This is a genomic window from Gimesia algae, from assembly GCF_007746795.1.
GTDB lineage: Bacteria > Planctomycetota > Planctomycetia > Planctomycetales > Planctomycetaceae > Gimesia > Gimesia algae.
In genome coordinates this window covers 6136977-6154397 of sequence record NZ_CP036343.1, presented here as the reverse complement: position 1 = coordinate 6154397, position 17421 = coordinate 6136977, and the positions used below count along the sequence as shown (strand labels likewise).

The 17421-nt window shown below is 50.1% G+C and carries 16 protein-coding genes and 1 tRNA gene; 10 read left to right on the top strand and 7 right to left on the bottom strand.

The features are described 5' to 3' along the window. Window positions 1-217 precede the first annotated feature (217 nt). The gene (locus Pan161_RS22950) at window positions 218-1279 is read left to right on the top strand and encodes a DUF6268 family outer membrane beta-barrel protein (protein WP_145231082.1); all 1062 of its coding nucleotides are present in this window, start codon (window positions 218-220) and stop codon (window positions 1277-1279) included. A 320-nt stretch (window positions 1280-1599) separates the two neighbouring features. Here Pan161_RS22950 and Pan161_RS22945 read toward each other — a convergent pair whose 3' ends face one another. Further along, entirely contained in the window at window positions 1600-3126 is a 1527-nt protein-coding gene (locus tag Pan161_RS22945; RefSeq protein WP_145231081.1) for a hypothetical protein, read from the bottom strand. Between the two features lie 275 nt (window positions 3127-3401). On the opposite strand from Pan161_RS22945, the gene Pan161_RS22940 reads away from it, so the two are divergent. Further along, window positions 3402-3746 (top strand): hypothetical protein, encoded by a 345-nt coding sequence (locus Pan161_RS22940; RefSeq protein ID WP_145231080.1) that lies wholly within the window; start codon window positions 3402-3404, stop codon window positions 3744-3746. A gap of 56 nt (window positions 3747-3802) precedes the next feature. On the opposite strand, the gene Pan161_RS22935 is transcribed toward Pan161_RS22940, so the two are convergent. After that, complete coding sequence (locus Pan161_RS22935) at window positions 3803-5095, bottom strand: Gfo/Idh/MocA family protein (RefSeq protein ID WP_145231079.1); 1293 nt, start codon at window positions 5093-5095, stop codon at window positions 3803-3805. Window positions 5096-5294: 199 nt separating this feature from the next. Then, complete coding sequence (locus tag Pan161_RS22930) at window positions 5295-6710, bottom strand: right-handed parallel beta-helix repeat-containing protein (protein ID WP_145231078.1); 1416 nt, start codon at window positions 6708-6710, stop codon at window positions 5295-5297. A gap of 243 nt (window positions 6711-6953) precedes the next feature. Here Pan161_RS22930 and tadA point away from each other — a divergent pair, with 243 nt between their 5' ends. From tadA to Pan161_RS22910, 4 genes are all read left to right on the top strand, one after another. Then, window positions 6954-7469: a tRNA adenosine(34) deaminase TadA gene (gene tadA, locus Pan161_RS22925; protein ID WP_145231077.1), complete on the top strand. Its 516-nt coding sequence runs from the start codon at window positions 6954-6956 to the stop codon at window positions 7467-7469. A 318-nt stretch (window positions 7470-7787) separates the two neighbouring features. Further along, window positions 7788-7979 carry a carbon storage regulator gene (locus Pan161_RS22920; RefSeq protein ID WP_145231076.1) on the top strand — a complete coding sequence of 64 codons (192 nt, stop codon included), beginning with the start codon at window positions 7788-7790 and terminating at the stop codon, window positions 7977-7979. Between the two features lie 238 nt (window positions 7980-8217). After that, a complete protein-coding gene (locus tag Pan161_RS22915) occupies window positions 8218-8970 on the top strand; it encodes an isoprenyl transferase (protein ID WP_145231075.1) in 753 nt (250 codons plus the stop codon). 7 nt (window positions 8971-8977) lie between these two features. Beyond that, the gene (locus tag Pan161_RS22910; protein ID WP_145231074.1) at window positions 8978-9889 is read left to right on the top strand and encodes a phosphatidate cytidylyltransferase; all 912 of its coding nucleotides are present in this window, start codon (window positions 8978-8980) and stop codon (window positions 9887-9889) included. On the opposite strand, the gene Pan161_RS22905 is transcribed toward Pan161_RS22910, so the two are convergent. Together Pan161_RS22905 and hisG are read right to left on the bottom strand one after the other, a co-directional pair. Further along, a complete protein-coding gene (locus Pan161_RS22905; RefSeq protein WP_145231073.1) occupies window positions 9814-10458 on the bottom strand; it encodes an amino acid kinase family protein in 645 nt (214 codons plus the stop codon). The genes Pan161_RS22910 and Pan161_RS22905 overlap by 76 nt on opposite strands. A gap of 53 nt (window positions 10459-10511) precedes the next feature. Further along, complete coding sequence (gene hisG, locus Pan161_RS22900; protein WP_145231072.1) at window positions 10512-11390, bottom strand: ATP phosphoribosyltransferase; 879 nt, start codon at window positions 11388-11390, stop codon at window positions 10512-10514. A gap of 458 nt (window positions 11391-11848) precedes the next feature. Between hisG and cysC the strand changes: the two genes are divergently transcribed. The 3 genes from cysC (at window position 11849) to Pan161_RS22885 (ending at window position 13245) form a co-directional block, all read left to right on the top strand. Further along, complete coding sequence (gene cysC, locus Pan161_RS22895; RefSeq protein WP_145231071.1) at window positions 11849-12463, top strand: adenylyl-sulfate kinase; 615 nt, start codon at window positions 11849-11851, stop codon at window positions 12461-12463. Window positions 12464-12704: 241 nt separating this feature from the next. Further along, window positions 12705-12962, top strand: a complete 258-nt coding sequence (locus tag Pan161_RS22890; protein WP_145231070.1) for a hypothetical protein — start codon at window positions 12705-12707, stop codon at window positions 12960-12962. A gap of 88 nt (window positions 12963-13050) precedes the next feature. Then, entirely contained in the window at window positions 13051-13245 is a 195-nt protein-coding gene (locus tag Pan161_RS22885; protein ID WP_145231069.1) for a type II toxin-antitoxin system RelE/ParE family toxin, read from the top strand. A gap of 36 nt (window positions 13246-13281) precedes the next feature. Here the strand turns inward: Pan161_RS22885 and Pan161_RS22880 are convergent, their stop codons facing one another. Further along, window positions 13282-14817 (bottom strand): sulfatase family protein, encoded by a 1536-nt coding sequence (locus Pan161_RS22880; protein ID WP_145231068.1) that lies wholly within the window; start codon window positions 14815-14817, stop codon window positions 13282-13284. Between the two features lie 1445 nt (window positions 14818-16262). Beyond that, window positions 16263-16333: transfer RNA gene (locus Pan161_RS22875), tRNA-Gln, on the bottom strand. Window positions 16334-16568: 235 nt separating this feature from the next. On the opposite strand from Pan161_RS22875, the gene Pan161_RS22870 reads away from it, so the two are divergent. After that, entirely contained in the window at window positions 16569-17366 is a 798-nt protein-coding gene (locus Pan161_RS22870) for a tetratricopeptide repeat protein (RefSeq protein WP_232103431.1), read from the top strand. Window positions 17367-17421: the final 55 nt, after the last annotated feature.

Sequence of the window (17421 nt, the reverse complement as noted above, 5' to 3'; positions counted from 1 at the left end):
CTTTCGTGCTTTTCGTGGTAGTAAAAAAGAGCCAGATACAGCAAATTCACAGGCGAGTCTAGTGAAACAGAAAGACGGGCTTTTGTTGTAAATATGACAAAATGAAATAATTCCTCGATCAAAATCCTGTCTTGTACTATAACATTGCACAACCCACCTGCTCTTCTCGTTGCGTTCTCCTCTCGACCAAAACTGATGTCACGGACGACAGATGTTCTTGCTACGCCTTTTTTTAATCTGCTCTCTTCTCGGAGACGTCTTCAGTATCCAGCAGAGACTATACGCGCAGTCTGAAACACAGGCACACACAGACTCTTCAGCAGAGCCGGGAACTATTCTGGCTGGATTTCTGCCGATCGATCGCAGCTTACGGGTAGAAGATGGTCTTCCTCTGAATCGTGTGATTCCTCCTTCGGACGACCCTATGGATGAACTCTTTGATCCTGGGGACAAGGAAACACCCTCTCCAGAGCGACCACTAGATTTAAAATCTCTCATGCGGCCGCGGTTTGACAGTTCAGCCGAATGGGAACCTGAGGTCGGCGGAGTCGCAATCAGTTCCTATGACTTATCGATGAAGATACCCGTCTACCCGATTTTCGGACCTCCGCCTCCGTTCATCAATTTCGGCTATTCGTTCACTCAGATCGACGCTCCCGCTGCATTGGATTTGCCACAGAGTCTGAATGAATTTTCGTTGGGGATGTCCTGGATGCGCCCGATCAATGAAAAATGGATGGCCCGTTATATGCTGAATGGGGCCTTCGCATCGGATATGGATAATACCGGCAGTACCGCCTGGCAGGTACGAGGCGGCATGTTTGCCATGTATCGTCCCAATGAGACCTGGAATTTCGCGTTTGGGGCACTCGCCACCGGTCAGAATGACGTTCCAGTTCTGCCGGTTCTGGGAGCGATCTGGCAGCCGCGACCTTCGCTCAAAGTCGATTTGATGCTACCCAATCCCAGGATCTCTCTGCTCGTATCCGAGTCTGAGTCGCGTCAGCACTGGGCCTATGTAGGCGGCGGATTCTCGGGAGGCACATGGGCCTACCGCCGTGCCAATGGACTGGGAGAGCGTCTCAACTATCGCGAGTTTCGCTTTGTATTTGGATGGGAATCCACTCCCCCTAAAAAGCCGGGAAGCTTTGGTTCCAGTGGCACGAGGCTCAACGCAGAGATTGGTTACGTATTCGGCCGAAAGTTTGAATTTGATAACGGCGTGCCTGACATTAAGATTGATAACACACTTTTGCTTCGCTCGGGAATCAGCTTCTAAGCAGATCGATTGAAAATAAGATCGCTTGTTTTCATTCGCTATTCGCCAGTCAAAAACGCGACCCGCCGATCAGTCCTGCGTAGTAAATAAACCCCCCAATCGTAAGTCCAATTGCTGCTCCGGATATTCCGCAAATCATGCCTGTGATTGCGGCTGCTCCATAAACTCCCTGACCGCCTCCCTTCATGCTGGGGATAATCACTGCGATCTTAAAACGGCTCCGGCGATGATCCCCAAAATAAGTCCCAGAAAACGTGGCATGTTAAGCTCTTTCTATTCACACAGAATTTGAATTCGCAGCATCGAAAGCAAAGCAGCCTTCAATCCACCTGTGGCGGCAGGTTCCCGTATTCCCAGGGATTGTTGTTGAACGCGGGAGCGGCAGGCCGCTCAGCCAGTTTGTCGGGAGTAAGTTGTTTGGAAAGTTCGACCGCTGCGTCGACCATCTGCGGGCCGGCGGTGATTTCGAGGTTACTGTAACTGGAGAGCCGGGTTTCGTATCCGCCGCCGTTTTTGTCGAAGGCTTCTTTGGTAGGCACATATCCGACACAACCGTTTGCCAGTGAGACCGGGAACGTGATTGGGAACGGACTGCCGGCTTTGATATCCAGGCCGAGCTGACAGAAGAATTCCGCAGGGTCGGTTAACAGGATCACCGGTCCCAGTTGGACTGCTTGTACCTCGACGTCAGCCACAGGCTCTTTTTCCAGCCGGGCATCCAGCAACACGGTCTCTTTCGCGAAGATCCAGTTGGTGGCTCCCGCTTTGCCCGGTCCGGCTTTCACCTGTTCCAGCGCTTCTTCCAGATGTTCTTTACTGGGTTTACGGCGGGGGATTTTCAGCATTTTCGTTTTGCTGGCGATGGTTTCAAAGTTACCACGCGGCATCGAGAGCAGAACCTTAACTGCTTCCGCTCCTACGCGACCTCCGACAAAGCGCGATGATTCTTCACTGGGGCGACGTTGAAATTTCGAGAGATTATCGACCTGTGTTACGTCTCCCGATGCCCCCGCCAGGAAAACCACGACCGTATCTTTTCCAAAGAAACCACGAATCACCTGTTCGACATAATAAATGTAATTCGCCGAGATACCGCCCGGGTTGGTCGTGGCATGACAGACGAAGTTGACCAGGCAGCCTTTGAGTTGCCCCTGTTCATCCCAGACGCCGATCACACCGACTTCGGGATCAACGGGGCCGGCCGGTTTGACGATATCCGGATTGCCGGGGCGTGGATGTGTATACGTGATGCCGTTCCGCATGAAGAATCGTCGGTTGAAGGCCACCTGTTCCTCAATCCCCACTCCCGCACCACATTCAGAGGAACTTCGTTTCTGATAGGCTTCACAGATCGCTTCCACACTCTGGTCGACGACCGTTTCCAGATACGCTTTGTCTGCAGTCGATGATTTTTCGTAGGCCAGTTCCTGTACGAATTTCGAAGCGTGATCATATTCGCCGGGCAGGATCATGCCCATCGGCCCTGAAGAGTGCGAATGCGTCGCATGCAGCAGGATCGAGTGTGCCGGAATCTTGCATTTTGCCTCTACACGTTTACGAATTTCATCTACGGTCACACGACGGATAAACAGGGCATCCAGACTGACTACTGCGACGACGTTCTTTCCGTTATCAAAAACCGCTGCCCGTGTTTTGCAGGGATCGTGAAACGAACGATGAAACGATTTCCCGTAACCGCCCGGCTGTTCCATGCCGATCTCGGGCGTGATATCGCGTTCGGCGAAACCGACTTTGACTTGAGGCGTCTCTGCCGCCTGGAGGTTTGTTGCGGTAAGAATCAGGACACAAAGCGTGACAGCATGACAAAGCAGGAAGCGCATCTTCATGGGAAAACTCGATTTTGATCAGGTGGGGAAACAGGAGGAACGTTTCCCTCATTGTAAGCAGAATCAAAATCAGGTCGCTACTGAAGATAGTTAAGAAAATCGGGGTGAAGTGAAATTTCTTGTCTAGATGCAGGTTCTGCAATCAAGGATACTGAACCTGGCGGTGCTTCATGTATCATATTGGTAATAAGTCCTGCGTGGGACCATTTTCGCAACGTGAGGAACGAGATCAATCTCGACACGTCATCCTGTAATTCTAAATAATCTGGCAAATCATGAAGTTCATTTGTAGATCTTGTAAAAATAGTCTCACAAAGGATCTGATCGACACTCAGGTCGATTATTGTGAGGCAGATGGCGAAGACTTATTACCGGAAGGAATCACAAATAAAGTGGAAGACTGGTCCGGTGACAACTGGGCTATCAATTCAAAGGATATCCTGTCGATGACAGTCACCGAAGAATCGTCTCGTATTAATGGTTGCTGTGACCTGGATGGCTGTGATGGCCCCAATCTAAGATGCGGTAAGTGCAATCAATATGTGGCAACTGCAAGATATGATTGTTGGCTGCCTCGTCATGTCATTATGGATTCCGAGAGAACCGAATTAATTACCTGAAAAAGTCGCCAGGCTTTGATGCAGGGAACAGCCTGGTGAACTTTGAAAAAAATGGCTTACGCCAGTTCGTAAGGTTTGCGATATTCTTTGGAGAGCCATTTGGCGGCATCCGCATCACCGACGATGGTTTGCTGTTGCGGATTCCATTGAATTTTCTTACCCGTCCGCACGGCAATATTACCGAGGTGGCAAACCGTTGCGGAGCGGTGTCCGATGCTGATGTCGGCAACCGGTTTCTTGCGGGTCTTGATACACTCAATGAAATTGTCGACGTGCGCGATGTTCGCATCACGGTTCACAATCTTGGGTACTTCGACTGATTTCAACAGCTCAGGCGGATTAGCGATGATGCCACCGCGATAGACGAACAGGCTGCCCTTTTCACCGACGAACTCCGTTCCCTGTTTTTTACTCGCGATGCCGGGAACCTGTCGACAATTCAGCACGACGCCGTTGTCATACGTGTATTTAATATTGGTTGAGTCGGGTGTTTCGTACCAGCCATCGGGATTAAAGGTCGCCGAACCTTCCGCGCTGACAGGGCCGCTTTCGTCCATGCCGAGTCCCCATTGTGCGATGTCCAGATGGTGGGCACCAAAGTTAGTCTGCTGACCGCCGCTGTAATCCCAGAAGAAACGGAACAGGTAGTGCACGCGATTTTTGTTGTAGGGTCGTTCTGGTGCCGGTCCGAGCCAGCGGTCAAAGTCGAAGCCCTGGGGAGGTGCACTGTCGGGAACCGGTTTGCCGGCGCGTGCGATCCAGTTGGGCCCGGGCAGCGTCACGTTCACGGTATGGATCTTGCCGAGCAGACCGGACTGGACCAGTTGCGTTGCCAGGATGAATTCCTTTCCACTACGCTGCATGGTGCCTGTCTGGACGACCCGCTTGTGTTTCCGTGCCTCATCAATCATGAGGGGGCCTTCATCCACGACGAGTGTCAGCGGTTTTTCACAATAGACATCTTTGCCGGCACGGCAGGCTTCGACGGTCATCTTGGCGTGCCATTGATCGGGGACTGTCACAACGACGGCATCGAGGTCTTTGGAATCGAGTAGTCTGCGATAGTCGTCGGTCAACATTGCCGACTTGTTGGCATTTTTCTTGAGATAGGAATCTGCTTCCGCCAGGTAATTCTGATCCAAGTCACAAAGTGCTTCAATATTATTGAGGAAGTACTTCATGTTATTTCGCGGTCCCCCCTGGTTGCCGACACCAATCATGCCGACCCGCACGCGTTCGCTGGGAGGGACTGCAGCAAAAGTGGAGCGATAGCTTTTGGCACTCAGCCCCATGAACAGCCCGCCATAGACAGATTTTTTCAGAAAGTTGCGGCGTGACAGATTGGACATAAACAGACTCCTCGAGCGACGAAATAAATATGGATGACTGGTGAAGTTCCCGTAGAAATCTCGCCTGATAGTTCTTTCACGGGGCACTTATCATAGCAGCACCCGGACCTGAGTCAAACAGATTCAGATCGGACAGAACAACCGATTTTGATGCGACGAGGGGGGCGCGGCTAGTGAACTCGGGATTCTATTTTCGGGATTACTTTTTATAAAGGTTGTTCACGATTTGATTATCCTTGCCGCCGATGATCTGGACGGCTTGAGCGTCCTCACTGTCCGGCAAATCGGTGCGAATCAGGCAATCGGAAACGCGGCTGTCGGACACGTTTTTCAACAAGAGTCCAATAGTGGAATAATCGAGAATCGTACAAGCGGTGATATTCATCCGCCGGGAATCACGAATTTCCAGCGCCGGTGTTTCATCACCCGTGCCATTAATCAGGTTACCGTTTAAAGAGATGCCATCGCAGTCGGTTAACAGCATACCTACCTGGGCCGTAGCGCCGTCAGCGTAATGATAGCGGGGGCTGCGATCGAGTACGTTATTGGAGATCAGAATATTATGGCAGTCGTGTATGCGGATGTTATGGGTGTAACCTTTCCACATGGTATTCCCGGTAACCGTAACGCCGCGCGCGCTGGTAATTTCAATGTTGGTCTGCACGTCGGATAGTACGTTATCGGCGATCGTGATATTCCCGTCACGGTGTTCGGGAGAGTGCGGGCGGATGTACGCGTTTTCATTAATACGAATATTAGCAGAGCCCGGGGCGAAATGATCATGTTGAATCGTGCAACCCACGATGGCAATCTCGCCCACCATCGCTCCTTCGGAATCGATCAGCACATTCGCCGTCGGTTTCGAATCTTTGTCACCCATGTTTCCTTCGATATCACAGGTGCCAATCTGAAGATTGCGAATATCTCCCTTGTTAACAACCACTCCGCCACCCGCGTTATAGGAAATGTGACATCCCACGACATTCGACTGATGAATACTGACTTTATCGTAATACACGCCAGCTCCCCGGTTTTCATAAATATGACAATTGGAAACAATCACATTCCGGTTGCGTTTTACAAAATGAATTGCGTGCAGAGTGCGGCGGATGGTCAGTCGCGTAAGAGTGATCTGCATCGTGCCGGTCGCTTCAACTCCACAGGCTTCCGGATGATCGCCGACAATTTCCAGGCCATCCACCATAGGCGAACGCTGATTCAGCCAGACATTTTCTTTGACTGTATGTGGACTGGCAGTCCCTTCATGTGTGCCAATGAAACGAAACGCAGGGCCTGCACCTGCCATGATGATAGTGGCCGTACCATCGGAACTGAGAGAGGTCGGGCCCAGTTGATCCAGATTGATATTAATGGTTTTCGTGATCCGGTAGACTCCTTTGGGAAAAGTGATCTGACCGATTTTGGAATCGACGGCACGTTGGAGTGCGGCTGAATCGTCCGTTTTTCCGTCTCCTGTCGCGCCAAAAGATCTGACAGTCATTACCATGGCCGGTTCGACAGACGCAGGGCTGGTTTGCGATTTACTGTTCTCGGCAGAATAAATCAGATAACCCAGGACCAGCAGTGTTGAAATACAGATCAGAGTTCCACGCATGTGTCATTACCTTGTTGTAGAGCAGGGGGGAATTAATTAGGGAAGGTTCTCAGCTACATTCTAAGTCGGTACGCCATTAAATCACAAACGCACAGGCGAGATTCGTGAAAAGAAACCCCCAGAGAGAAGGAGAGGTTTGCAGGTTTCAGATTGGAACCTGGCATCAGCGACTTTATTTCCATGCGATTCTGGATTATGTTGTGCAGGATGGACCTTCTCTTTTTCTGTTAGAAATGTAGCTTGATGATTGACCGACCTGATGATTCCGAAATCTCGCCCGGCGACCGTGACCTGTTACAGTTACATACGCGCTGGATGCGGTTTGCCTTTGATGAAGCGCGCGCCGCATTTGAAGAAGATGAAGTCCCTGTCGGCGCCGTCATTGTTTACCAGGATCGCATCATCGCTGCTGCACACAATCAGCGCGAAATGTTGAGCGATCCCACCGCGCATGCGGAAATGATTGCAATCACGCAGGCTGCAGAATCACTGGGGAGCTGGCGTCTTGCTGACTGCATTTTATATGTGACTCTTGAGCCCTGTCCCATGTGCGCGGGTGCAATTATTCAATCACGGATTCCGCTGGTGATTTATGGTACCCGAGATGAAAAAGCAGGCGCCTGCCACTCCCTGTTTCAGATTACCAACGATGCCCGGTTGAATCATCAGAGTACGGTCATCAGTGGTGTCATGCAGGAAGAGTGTCGCGCCATTCTTCAGGAATTCTTTCGTCGTAAACGCGCAGAAGGAAAAAAATAAGCATTCTTTTTGTGATGTTTCAATGAAGTTCATCACAAAGTTAGAATAAAAATTCTGCGACAGAATGACACGAGGAAAATGGAAGAGGAACAAGGCTCATACGTCATGTGAGAGTGAAAATAAAACGTAACTCATTTGTCAGATATGATGAAATCAATTTTGTCAAGTGAGATTCGTAGAAAAGAAACCTCCTTAAAAATCGTTTCATTTTTTGATTACTTTCAGCTTGTCCTTCTGATTCGAGTTCGTCAGAATGGCTTTCACAATAACTTTTCACAATTCACAGATTCACATCTGAAATATCTTTGAGGCGAGCGAATGCATATTATCTCTCGTGGTGCGAATGAGAGTATCCTCATTGGGGAACATACGATTGTTAAAGTACTTGAAGTGTGTGAGGATCGCGTCAAACTGTCCATTGAGACACCGGGAGCGGAACCTGCCTATTGGGAGGAAACGGTGTACCTGGACCACTCTGAAGAATTAGAGTCCGTCGAAATCAGTGGCTGAGCCACTCCTTCAGCTGACTTTCTGAAGAGAACTTTCTCTGGATGGTTTATCCTGAATGTCAGATTCGCTTTCTTTCTCTTAAGAAGCTGTGCTTTCCAGCCGCGCAGCCTTGGCGTTGGAGCTGAAATTTCTCACAATAGGTGTGTCAGCGTCTGGTTCTGGCAACACTGGTTGTAAAGTCAGCTGCCACCTGCCGGAAACGTCGTTCATTTATCTAGCAATCACTGTGAGGCTTATTGTGCCCGCCATATCGGAACAAGATGGGGAGTCGCTGGGGCTGGAGTCACAGCAACTGCCGCGACATATTGCGATCATCATGGATGGCAATGGTCGCTGGGCTTCTCGGCGTGGCTTTCCACGCATTGAGGGGCATCGTCAGGGGGTAAACAGTGTGCGCACGGTCGTGGAAGAATCCACGCGTCTGGGAATCGGACAACTTACGCTGTATTGCCTCAGTAGCGAGAACTGGAAGCGACCGGCACTGGAACTCAATCTACTGATGCAGCTGTTAAAAAAGTTTGTTATCGGTGAACGTGAAGAGATTATGCGTCAGAATATTCGCTTCACTACCATCGGTCGTCGCAGTGATCTGCCCCGCGATGTACTGGTCGAAGTCGATAAAACGATTCGCGAAAGCCAGGACAATACCGGAATGCAGCTCTGTCTGGCGTTGAACTATGGCAGTCGATCGGAAATTGTGGACGCCGTCAAATCAATTGTCGCCGATGTGGAAGAGGGAAACCTGAAACAGGAAGAGATTAATGAAGAAGTGATCTCAGCACATCTTTATACCGCTGGTATGCCCGACCCCGATCTCGTCATTCGTACTGCGGGAGAAATGCGGGTCAGCAATTTTCTATTATGGCAGATCAGCTATGCCGAGTTATGGGTGACCCAAACATACTGGCCAGACTTCAAAGTTGCTGATTACTGGCAGGCCCTGCGTGACTTTGCCTCCCGTGACCGCCGCTTTGGTGGTTTGAAAGGATAAACGCAGCATGCTGGGCTGGCGGTTACTCGTTTCAGTGATCCTGATTCCACTCCTGTTCGGTCTGTTTTATCTGGATCAACGCGCGGGGACTTCTGCTCCCTATCTGTATGGTTTGTGTTGCCTGATTGTCTTTCGAGGTTGTTGGGAATTAACGCGCCTGTTGACGGTGCGCAATCTGCAGCCCGGATATGCCATCGTCAGTCTGCTTTCATTGTTGATCTGCACGCTGGCCTGGTTGCCTTATTTCAGTGATTCCGATGCAGGCAGCGCACAAGAGAGCTCGCTGGCGCTGATGTCGGTCGGCTTTTCCATCTCAATTCTGTTAATCTTTCTGAAAGGGGCGATCCGCTTTCAGGAGCCGGGACAGAGTATGGAAAACATGGGGGCGGAAATACTCTCTGTTTCCTATTTGGGCTTTCTTCTGGCGATACTGGCGGAACTACGCTGGGTGGCAGGACCAGAGACCGGTTACCTGGCATTAGGTTCATTAATCATCAGCGCTAAAATGGGAGACATTGGCGGTTATACTTTTGGTCGATTGTGGGGGAAGAAAAAACTGGTGCCGCGACTCAGTCCGGGGAAGACCTGGGTAGGTGGATTCGGTGCCATTTTCGGAGCCGCGATCGGATCGCTGCTCTGGTTTCAATTTACGCCTGCTTTGTTTAATTCACTCTGGACTGGCAGCAGCTGGCTGTGGGCGATCCTGTTTGGAGCCATCATCGGTCTGGTGGGACTGGTCGGGGATCTGTGTGAATCGTTGATCAAACGGGATGTCGGGAAAAAAGACTCCGCGGAACTACTGCCCGGATTTGGCGGTCTGCTCGATCTGCTGGATAGCCCGCTTTATGCCGGTCCGGTCGCGTTTGTACTCTGGAAACTGCTGCCTCTGATCACGGTGGTGGCAGCGACCGGCAATTGATCTGTTCGCAGATTGTACCAGCGTAAAGCAGGCAGTTGATCTGCGAGCACAGGCAGGTAAGCATCGACGGCTCCCACAGCAGCCAGTGACGCCACCGTAAACTCGGCGGGTAATTCAATTGACTTCAGCAGGATCAGCTCATCCGCGGGCCAGGTTAATGTCACCCAGGCCGCGATGGAATCACTGGTCACATCCCAGGATGCGGGTAACTGTTCGAAATCTTCTGAAGTTGTCGTTTGCAGGTAATGTTCCGCACAGAGTATGGGAATCTGATTCTGCTGCCAGGCCTGTTCTGCATTTTCCTGATTTGAGACAACACAAGCACTCGGCAGTAGCTGGCACAACAGTCGTTCATTCAATTTCATCGCCGCAATCGCCAGCCAGTGTGCGGTGGTGGCATCCAACTGATGAACGGCATCCCAGTGGCGTACCAGATCGGCGGTGCTGCCACCACCACAAATCAGCAGAGGTTTGCTATTCTTCAGCTGTCTCAGAAACTCAGAGAGCCTGTTTTTCAGATCAGGAAGATCGAACAGGCTGCCTCCGAGTTTTAAGACACTGATCTTCATCTATTTCAATCCAGCGTAGCAAGCGGACGGTTGACTGTCTCAACGTGCGAACGTCAGTCGATGATTTTGGAAATCTGATATTCCACAATGCCACATGCGCCCGCTGCTTTCAGTTTGGGAACAATCGTACGGACTACCGATTCTTCCATGATCGTGCTGATAGCGACCCAGTCCGGATCGGAGAGTGAAGAAACCGTCGGCTTCTGCAATGCCGGCAGCAGATTCAGAACTTTCTCCAGATCGGTGCGAACCACGTTCATCATCACGCAGACTTTACCTTCTGCAGCCAGGCAGGATTCCAGCATCATCGCGATGTTCTCAAGCTTCTCGCGCTTCCAGGGATCTTCGTATGCCTGTTTGTTGGCGATGAACCGGGTTGTGCTCTGCATCAACTCTTCCACGATCCGCAGGTTGTTGGCCCGCAGTGAAGAACCGGTTTCGGTCACCTCGACAATCGCATCAGCCAGCTTGGGAGGTTTGACTTCTGTCGCACCCCAGGAAAATTCCACATTGGCTTTCACGCCATGCTTTTCCAGGTAGCGTTCTGTCATGCCGACGACTTCGGTGGCAATGCGTTTACCCTCAAGGTCTTTGACCGACTGGATGGGTGAATCTTCAGGCACACAGAGTACCCAGCGGACCGGACGGCGGCTGACTTTGGAGAACTGTAGTTCGCAGATTTCCTGAACGTCGGCATTGGTTTCCAGGATCCAGTCGTAACCGGTAATCCCTGCATCCAGGATTCCCTGATCGACGTAGCGGGCCATCTCCTGCGCCCGGATCAGCAGGCACTCGATTTCGTCATCATCAATCGTCGGGTAGTAGGAACGGGATGAAAATTTGATGACATAGCCGGCTCGTTTGAAGAGTTCAGCCGTCGATTCCTGTAAACTTCCCGCGGGAATACCGAGTTTTAAGACCTTGTCGGACATGGTTCCTGTTTTTCTGAATTCGATGGTTTAGTGCGTAATGTGTATGCTATTAACAGTTTAAGTATATGATCCATCACTAGCGCGGAATCAAAACACAGGCAGGTCCTCACCAAACGGTGAATGATTTCTTCCCGCAAAATATCCCTTGCGCGTACTCTAACAGCTAAAAAACCGTAGTTCCAGTAGCCCGGAACGAGAATGTTCATAGAAAATCCCAATCAGTGGGCTTCCATCAAGAGTGCAGTTTCTCTAGGATCGTGCAAATACGCATTCAAGATACCCGATTCCAGCGCAATTTTCACTGCTGGAACCCGAGTGCATTCCCTGGAACGCCCCGGTATCCCCACGGAGATTTGAATCCGAACAGCCACTGAGGCGCATGAATCTGCCTCTGTTCCGGCTTAAAGATAGATTTCGTTTCCACAGATATTTTTTAATGAGCAAGGAGAAATTCCTCGATGGCCGAGCAAAAAGCCACTAACGTGACCTGGCATGATCACCGTGTAACTAAAGAAGAACGCTGCAAACAAAATGGACACAAAGGCGCTGTCCTGTGGTTTACCGGTCTCAGTGGATCCGGCAAAAGTACGATCGCTAATACCGTCGATCACAAACTGTTCGAAATGGGCAAGCATACGTTTGTTCTGGATGGCGACAACATCCGAATGGGATTGAACAAGAACCTGGGCTTCTCTCCCGAAGACCGTACCGAGAACATCCGCCGCATCGGTGAAGTTTCCAAACTGTATACCGACGCCGGCATTCTGGTCATGACCGCTTTCATTTCCCCTTATCTCGAAGACCGTGATCAGGTTCGGGAAATCATGGGTGAAGGCGAGTTCATCGAAGTTCTGGTACAGGCCTCTCTGGAAACCTGTGAAGAACGCGATCCTAAAGGGCTCTACAAAAAAGCCCGCGCTGGCGAAATCAAAGGGTTCACCGGAATCGATGCTCCTTATGAAGCACCAGAAAAACCAGAACTGGTTCTGGATTCCGACGCCAAAGGCATCGACGAACTCGCTGACGAAGTCGTCGCTTACCTCGAATCAAAAGGTTATCTGACCTACGCGTAAGTCGCGTTTGCAGTCAGATGCTTGAAAAACAAAAACCTCAGCCAGCGTATCATGCCGGTTGAGGTTTTTTTTTCACGATCATTTCGCATGCTTTCTGAATTCGTTTCAAATTCAGCAGGAAAAAGATCTTTATAGCTTATAGAGATGCCCGGTGATATAATTGATAGAGAACGGGAATGGACGGGTATTCTGGGTCCATAAACTTTAATAATTGGTTCTGCTTTTAGCATGAGACGCATAAATGGCTCCTGAAATTACTGAAGAAATGCGACAGGCTTTGAACCAGCAGCCGGATCGGCCTCTCAAAATTGAGGATGATCAGACGCAAAAGACCTATCTTTTAATCCCTCAGGAAAATTTCAGGCAATGGGTGGACGCCGAGTTACGTCGGGAATTGCAGATCGGCTTTGACGAAGCGGATGCGGGTGAGGTTGCAGAATGGGATGTGGAATCCATTCTCAAAGAAGCGCACCTCCGTCACGCTGCAAAGTCTGAGTAATGCCGCGCATTCTTCGTACCAGACAGGCAAATGAGGATGTCTTAAGCATCTGGGATTATATTGCCACGCACGATAAAGCAGCTGTTGATTGATCTTGCGAATCAATGATTTACTCCAGCAACTGGCCACTCATCCGGGGATGGGAGCAAAGCAGGATCAATATCGTAAGGACCTTCGCTGTTTTCCCATCGGCAACTATCTTATTTTCTATGAACCTGTCGAAAATGGAATTCAGGTACTTCGCATCCTACATGGTGCAAGACAGTGGGAAGATTTGCTGTAAACACACGAATGGTTTTGTCTATTCACTATATACGGCTTAATCGTCTTTCTTACTTTCAACTTTATAAGGCCCCAGAGCCGCATCTCTGAGAAACCAGTCTTTGGGGCGGTTCTTGAGATTGTCTGAATAGACGCGAATTGCCCGTTCGTCCCAGTATTCGGGAATGGAAGGATCTTCCGGAATGCGGCCTTGGTCATCGATTTCTTCCATCCAGGTATTCAAAGCAGATGCCATTCTTTGCTTCGTCTCCTGATGTGCCGGAGAATCTACCAGGTTATTCGTCTCCCAGGGATCCAGCGTTAAATCATACAACTCTTCTTCCGGTCGAGTCTCCGCCATCAGTTTGAGAGGCGGCCCGATCAGTTCTCCTCTGCTCTGCAGATCTCGTAAGAGTCCGATAATCGGATACGACTTTTCCTTGTAACGATTGATCTGCAGGAACGGCCGTTCGGGATACTTGTTTCGCAGGTAGCGATATTGCTTGTCTCGCACCGTGCGAATGTTAAACACCGTTTCATCGCCTCGATCGCGTCCGCCAAACAGGCATTCGCGTGGTGGCTCTGCCTGTGCGCCCAGGAAGACCTGGCCCTGCATTTTTTCAGGCTTGGTGATGCCGGCGACCGCTAAAGAGGTGGCACTCAAATCGATGGAAGAAATGAGCTGCTCACTTTTTTGACCCCGCTGGTAATGTGCGGGAACTGGTAGTGCAGAATTTCCTTCGGGCCAGTAAATGATGAGAGGAATATGCAAGCCGCTGTCGTAAGGCCACTGTTTGCCGCGCGGCATGGCCCGGCCATGATCGCCCAGGAAAACCACAATTGTATTCTTGTCGAGCTTGTCCCGCTTCAATAAATCCATGATGAAGGCGACTTTCTTATCCACCGCCATCACCGCATTCAGATATTGTGCCCACACGCCGCGGGTGACGGCATGATCGGGATAGTAAGGCGGAATCTCAACTTTGGCAGGGTCCGCCTGATAGCCGATGTGTTCGTGAGACGTATTCCAGGCTCCGCCTCGATGCGTTTCCGAAAAATTGATTTGTGCATAGAACGGTTGATGCTGCTTTAATTCGTCCCAGTCCTTGAGATCAAAGGGCTGTTTGCCTTTGGGGTACGTGAAGTTCCAGTCGGTCTTACCAGTCCCCTTGTAAAACTTTGCCAGCTTTTTATCGTCCGTCAGATTTTTAATGTTTGCCGTCGTATAGCCGGCAGGACGGAACCAGTCGGTGATGACCCGCACGCCTTCAGGCAGCGGATTCGTTCCCTCACGATGCGAGCGATGATTCTGTGCGTCGATCGACATCGCATACATGCCCGTCATAAATGAGGAGCGACTGGTAGAACAGACAGGAGTCACCGTGAATGCGTTCTGGAACTGCATCCCGTTTTTTGCCAGACGATCCAACGTCGGCGTTTTGACTTCGGGAGTTCCATAACAGCCCAGCTCGGGTCCCATGTCTTCGGCGATGATCCATAGAATATTGGGCCGCTGGTCTGCGGCCTGCACATCATGGCTATGACAGAGGTACGAGAGAAGAACAAGACTAAGCGCGAGCAGAAATCGATGCATGGATGAGACTCTTCACTACAGGAACCAGATGAAACTGATAAAACAAGATTGTATGGTTTATCATCAGCGATCAAACAGGGATTGTCAATTATCTGCTGGATTTATGTGAACAACAGCCACTCGAAACAGCCTGAAACTGATGTTGCCCATTCGACTGGTGAATCATTCGCTGACACCCTGATCATTTTCGACTTGACGCCGCCGCGCCAACAGCGATAAACGCTGAATTGTGTCGCGCGCGTGCCCAGTTTACAGTGCACTGAAACACGCGACAGTTGTTCCTGATCTTCACCATAAAACAGCCTGTTTTTTCCAGATAATCAGTTCTCATAATCGCTCCTGTTCCGAATGTATGCCTGCGGGTCGCCGCACTTCGCAGTCTTTCATCACTGAACCGCCACTGCTCACACCAGCATCGTACCCGGATCAACAAACATCGCCACCCGATTCTGTTCATCCCCCCTTGACGCCCTCATGCCCCTGCATAAGATTTTCCTGCGAATAATGAAACTAAACTGATCCTGGAATCAGCTTTCTCACAAAACTGATAAGTGAATAATTTATCGAAACAGTCACTCACTCTCATTCAATCCTTATTCTGTAAGGGTGCATGAAATGTTCGTGTGATTTCGTTCTTTTCGTGGTAGAAAAATTAATCTCCTGAATCAACGGATAGCCCCGGATGTAATCTGGAGTTGTCACAGACAACAGGAAACTGTCAGGGAAATCACCCCATCAAGTTTCACGTTATCAACCTGCCCTGGTGTAGAGACGCGACACATGTATCCGCCTGCCTGGTGGTGTTCGAACCTGGATCACATCAAATTATAAAGATCGGTTCCCAAGCCCCGCAGATGAAAATCCCGAACCACTGAATGCTCAAAAAGAAGGATCAAAAAGGTGTCATCGATATTCATCATAGATCACCCCAGATGAGCCTCGTTTTTTTTCCCAGTTCGCAAAAAACCGCGGCTAATGCCGTACGGCTAATTTTCGAGAAAGAATCGGATAGCCCCAATGCAATTCGGGGTTGTCGCAGACAACAGGAAACTGCCAGGGCAGGCATACAATTAAGTTTCAGGTCACCAACCTGCCCTCCTGTAGTAGCGGTACCCACATGTCCGCCCACCTGGCGATGTGCGAATTGGTTTCGCCCTTCTATGGATACCGATGAAACCAGCAAAGTTGAATTTTCTACCTCGAACAACACGAAAAGGCACGAAAGAAGTAAATGGGTAATCCCGAATGCAATTCGGGCCGAGCGCAGCGAGCAGGAGGTCACAGCTGCCACATACCACTCGGAACCACACTCCCCACACCCATTCGGCACCGTCGGACAAGCCGTTCAGACCAGGCACAGGGGCACATTCCAGTAAACTTGTGCTGTGTCCCATTTATGGAAATAAAAAACGTCCTGAACCAGAACTGGTTCAGGACGTTTCAAGTTGCCCGACTAGGATTCGAACCTAGACTAAGTGAGTCAGAGTCACTCGTGCTACCGTTACACTATCAGGCAATACTTAGCGTCTGATATTTCATTGATAAGCTCAGTGGATAGCATCACTTGCAGCTTTCTCTGGCCATTATAGGGAATTTTTCCCGTAAGCCAAGTCGATCAGGGAGAGAATTTTCTATTCTTTTTGGTCTGTTTCACACTTTTAAGCTGTTTGCAAGTATGACAGTATATAAACAGGACCGGTTCGCCGGAATCGTTCAGCCATAGTTTACTTTTCCCGGGAATGGATGCATTGATGCGATACTGGATTTTGCGATTGAGGCTCTGTTCCTTCGTCTGCCTGGTTTGTGCGATAGGGATAATTCAGGGGGAAGAACCGCTGGTCAATCCTAAAGCAGATGAGGAAACAGCCCGGTTGCAGCTCAAATTGAAACAGACGATCAAGCAACTGTCTGAGCAAATCGAATCGACGCCTGGAGAGACAGCCCTCTATTCCCGCCGCGGTGATGCCTACTTCTTTAATGGAGATTTCAAGGCAGCAGTCGCTGATTACAACAAAATGGTCGAGCTGAACCCTTCGATCTCCGCCGCTCACTGGAGACGGGGGATTGCCTGTTATTATGCGAAACAGTATACAGAAGCGGCGAAACAGTTCGAAAACTATCATTCATTTGATAACGTCGATCGTGAAAATGGCATCTGGCGGTTCTTTTCACAGTACAAGGCTAAAGGTGCCGCTGCAGCGCAGCAGGGACTCCTCAAGTATGAAAAGGACGATCGTGAACCTTTTCCCGATCTGTATCGGATGTTTCAAGGCAAGACGGCTCCGGAAACCGTTGTAAAAAATATTGAGTCCGCAAAGATTGATGCACAGGAACGCAGCAAACGCTATTTTTATGCGTATCTCTATATCGGCTTAAATGAATCGCTGCAGGGACACCAGGAACAGGCGCGGAAATTTCTCAAAAAGTCAGTTGAGAATGACTGGGGCCCGGCTGCCGGGTTTGGCCCGAATTATATGTGGCATACCGGGCGGCTTGAGCTACAATTACTGACAGGGCCGAACAGGAAACCGGAAACAAAGTCGGAATAATAAACTCAGCCTGTTCTCTCAAACAGAGAGACTCAAGGCCAGTCTTGCGTCGTAC

Bases quoted from the DNA above. Each gene is read 5' to 3' on its own strand.
- Pan161_RS22945 (WP_145231081.1), bottom strand. From the start codon at position 3,126: ATGAAGATGCGCTTCCTGCTTTGTCATGCTGTCACGCTTTGTGTCCTG.
- Pan161_RS22940 (WP_145231080.1), top strand. From the start codon at position 3,402: ATGAAGTTCATTTGTAGATCTTGTAAAAATAGTCTCACAAAGGATCTG.
- Pan161_RS22935 (WP_145231079.1), bottom strand. From the start codon at position 5,095: ATGTCCAATCTGTCACGCCGCAACTTTCTGAAAAAATCTGTCTATGGC.
- Pan161_RS22930 (WP_145231078.1), bottom strand. From the start codon at position 6,710: ATGCGTGGAACTCTGATCTGTATTTCAACACTGCTGGTCCTGGGTTAT.
- tadA (WP_145231077.1), top strand. From the start codon at position 6,954: ATGATTGACCGACCTGATGATTCCGAAATCTCGCCCGGCGACCGTGAC.
- Pan161_RS22920 (WP_145231076.1), top strand. From the start codon at position 7,788: ATGCATATTATCTCTCGTGGTGCGAATGAGAGTATCCTCATTGGGGAA.
- Pan161_RS22910 (WP_145231074.1), top strand. From the start codon at position 8,978: ATGCTGGGCTGGCGGTTACTCGTTTCAGTGATCCTGATTCCACTCCTG.
- Pan161_RS22905 (WP_145231073.1), bottom strand. From the start codon at position 10,458: ATGAAGATCAGTGTCTTAAAACTCGGAGGCAGCCTGTTCGATCTTCCT.
- hisG (WP_145231072.1), bottom strand. From the start codon at position 11,390: ATGTCCGACAAGGTCTTAAAACTCGGTATTCCCGCGGGAAGTTTACAG.
- cysC (WP_145231071.1), top strand. From the start codon at position 11,849: ATGGCCGAGCAAAAAGCCACTAACGTGACCTGGCATGATCACCGTGTA.
- Pan161_RS22890 (WP_145231070.1), top strand. From the start codon at position 12,705: ATGGCTCCTGAAATTACTGAAGAAATGCGACAGGCTTTGAACCAGCAG.
- Pan161_RS22880 (WP_145231068.1), bottom strand. From the start codon at position 14,817: ATGCATCGATTTCTGCTCGCGCTTAGTCTTGTTCTTCTCTCGTACCTC.
- Pan161_RS22870 (WP_232103431.1), top strand. From the start codon at position 16,569: ATGCGATACTGGATTTTGCGATTGAGGCTCTGTTCCTTCGTCTGCCTG.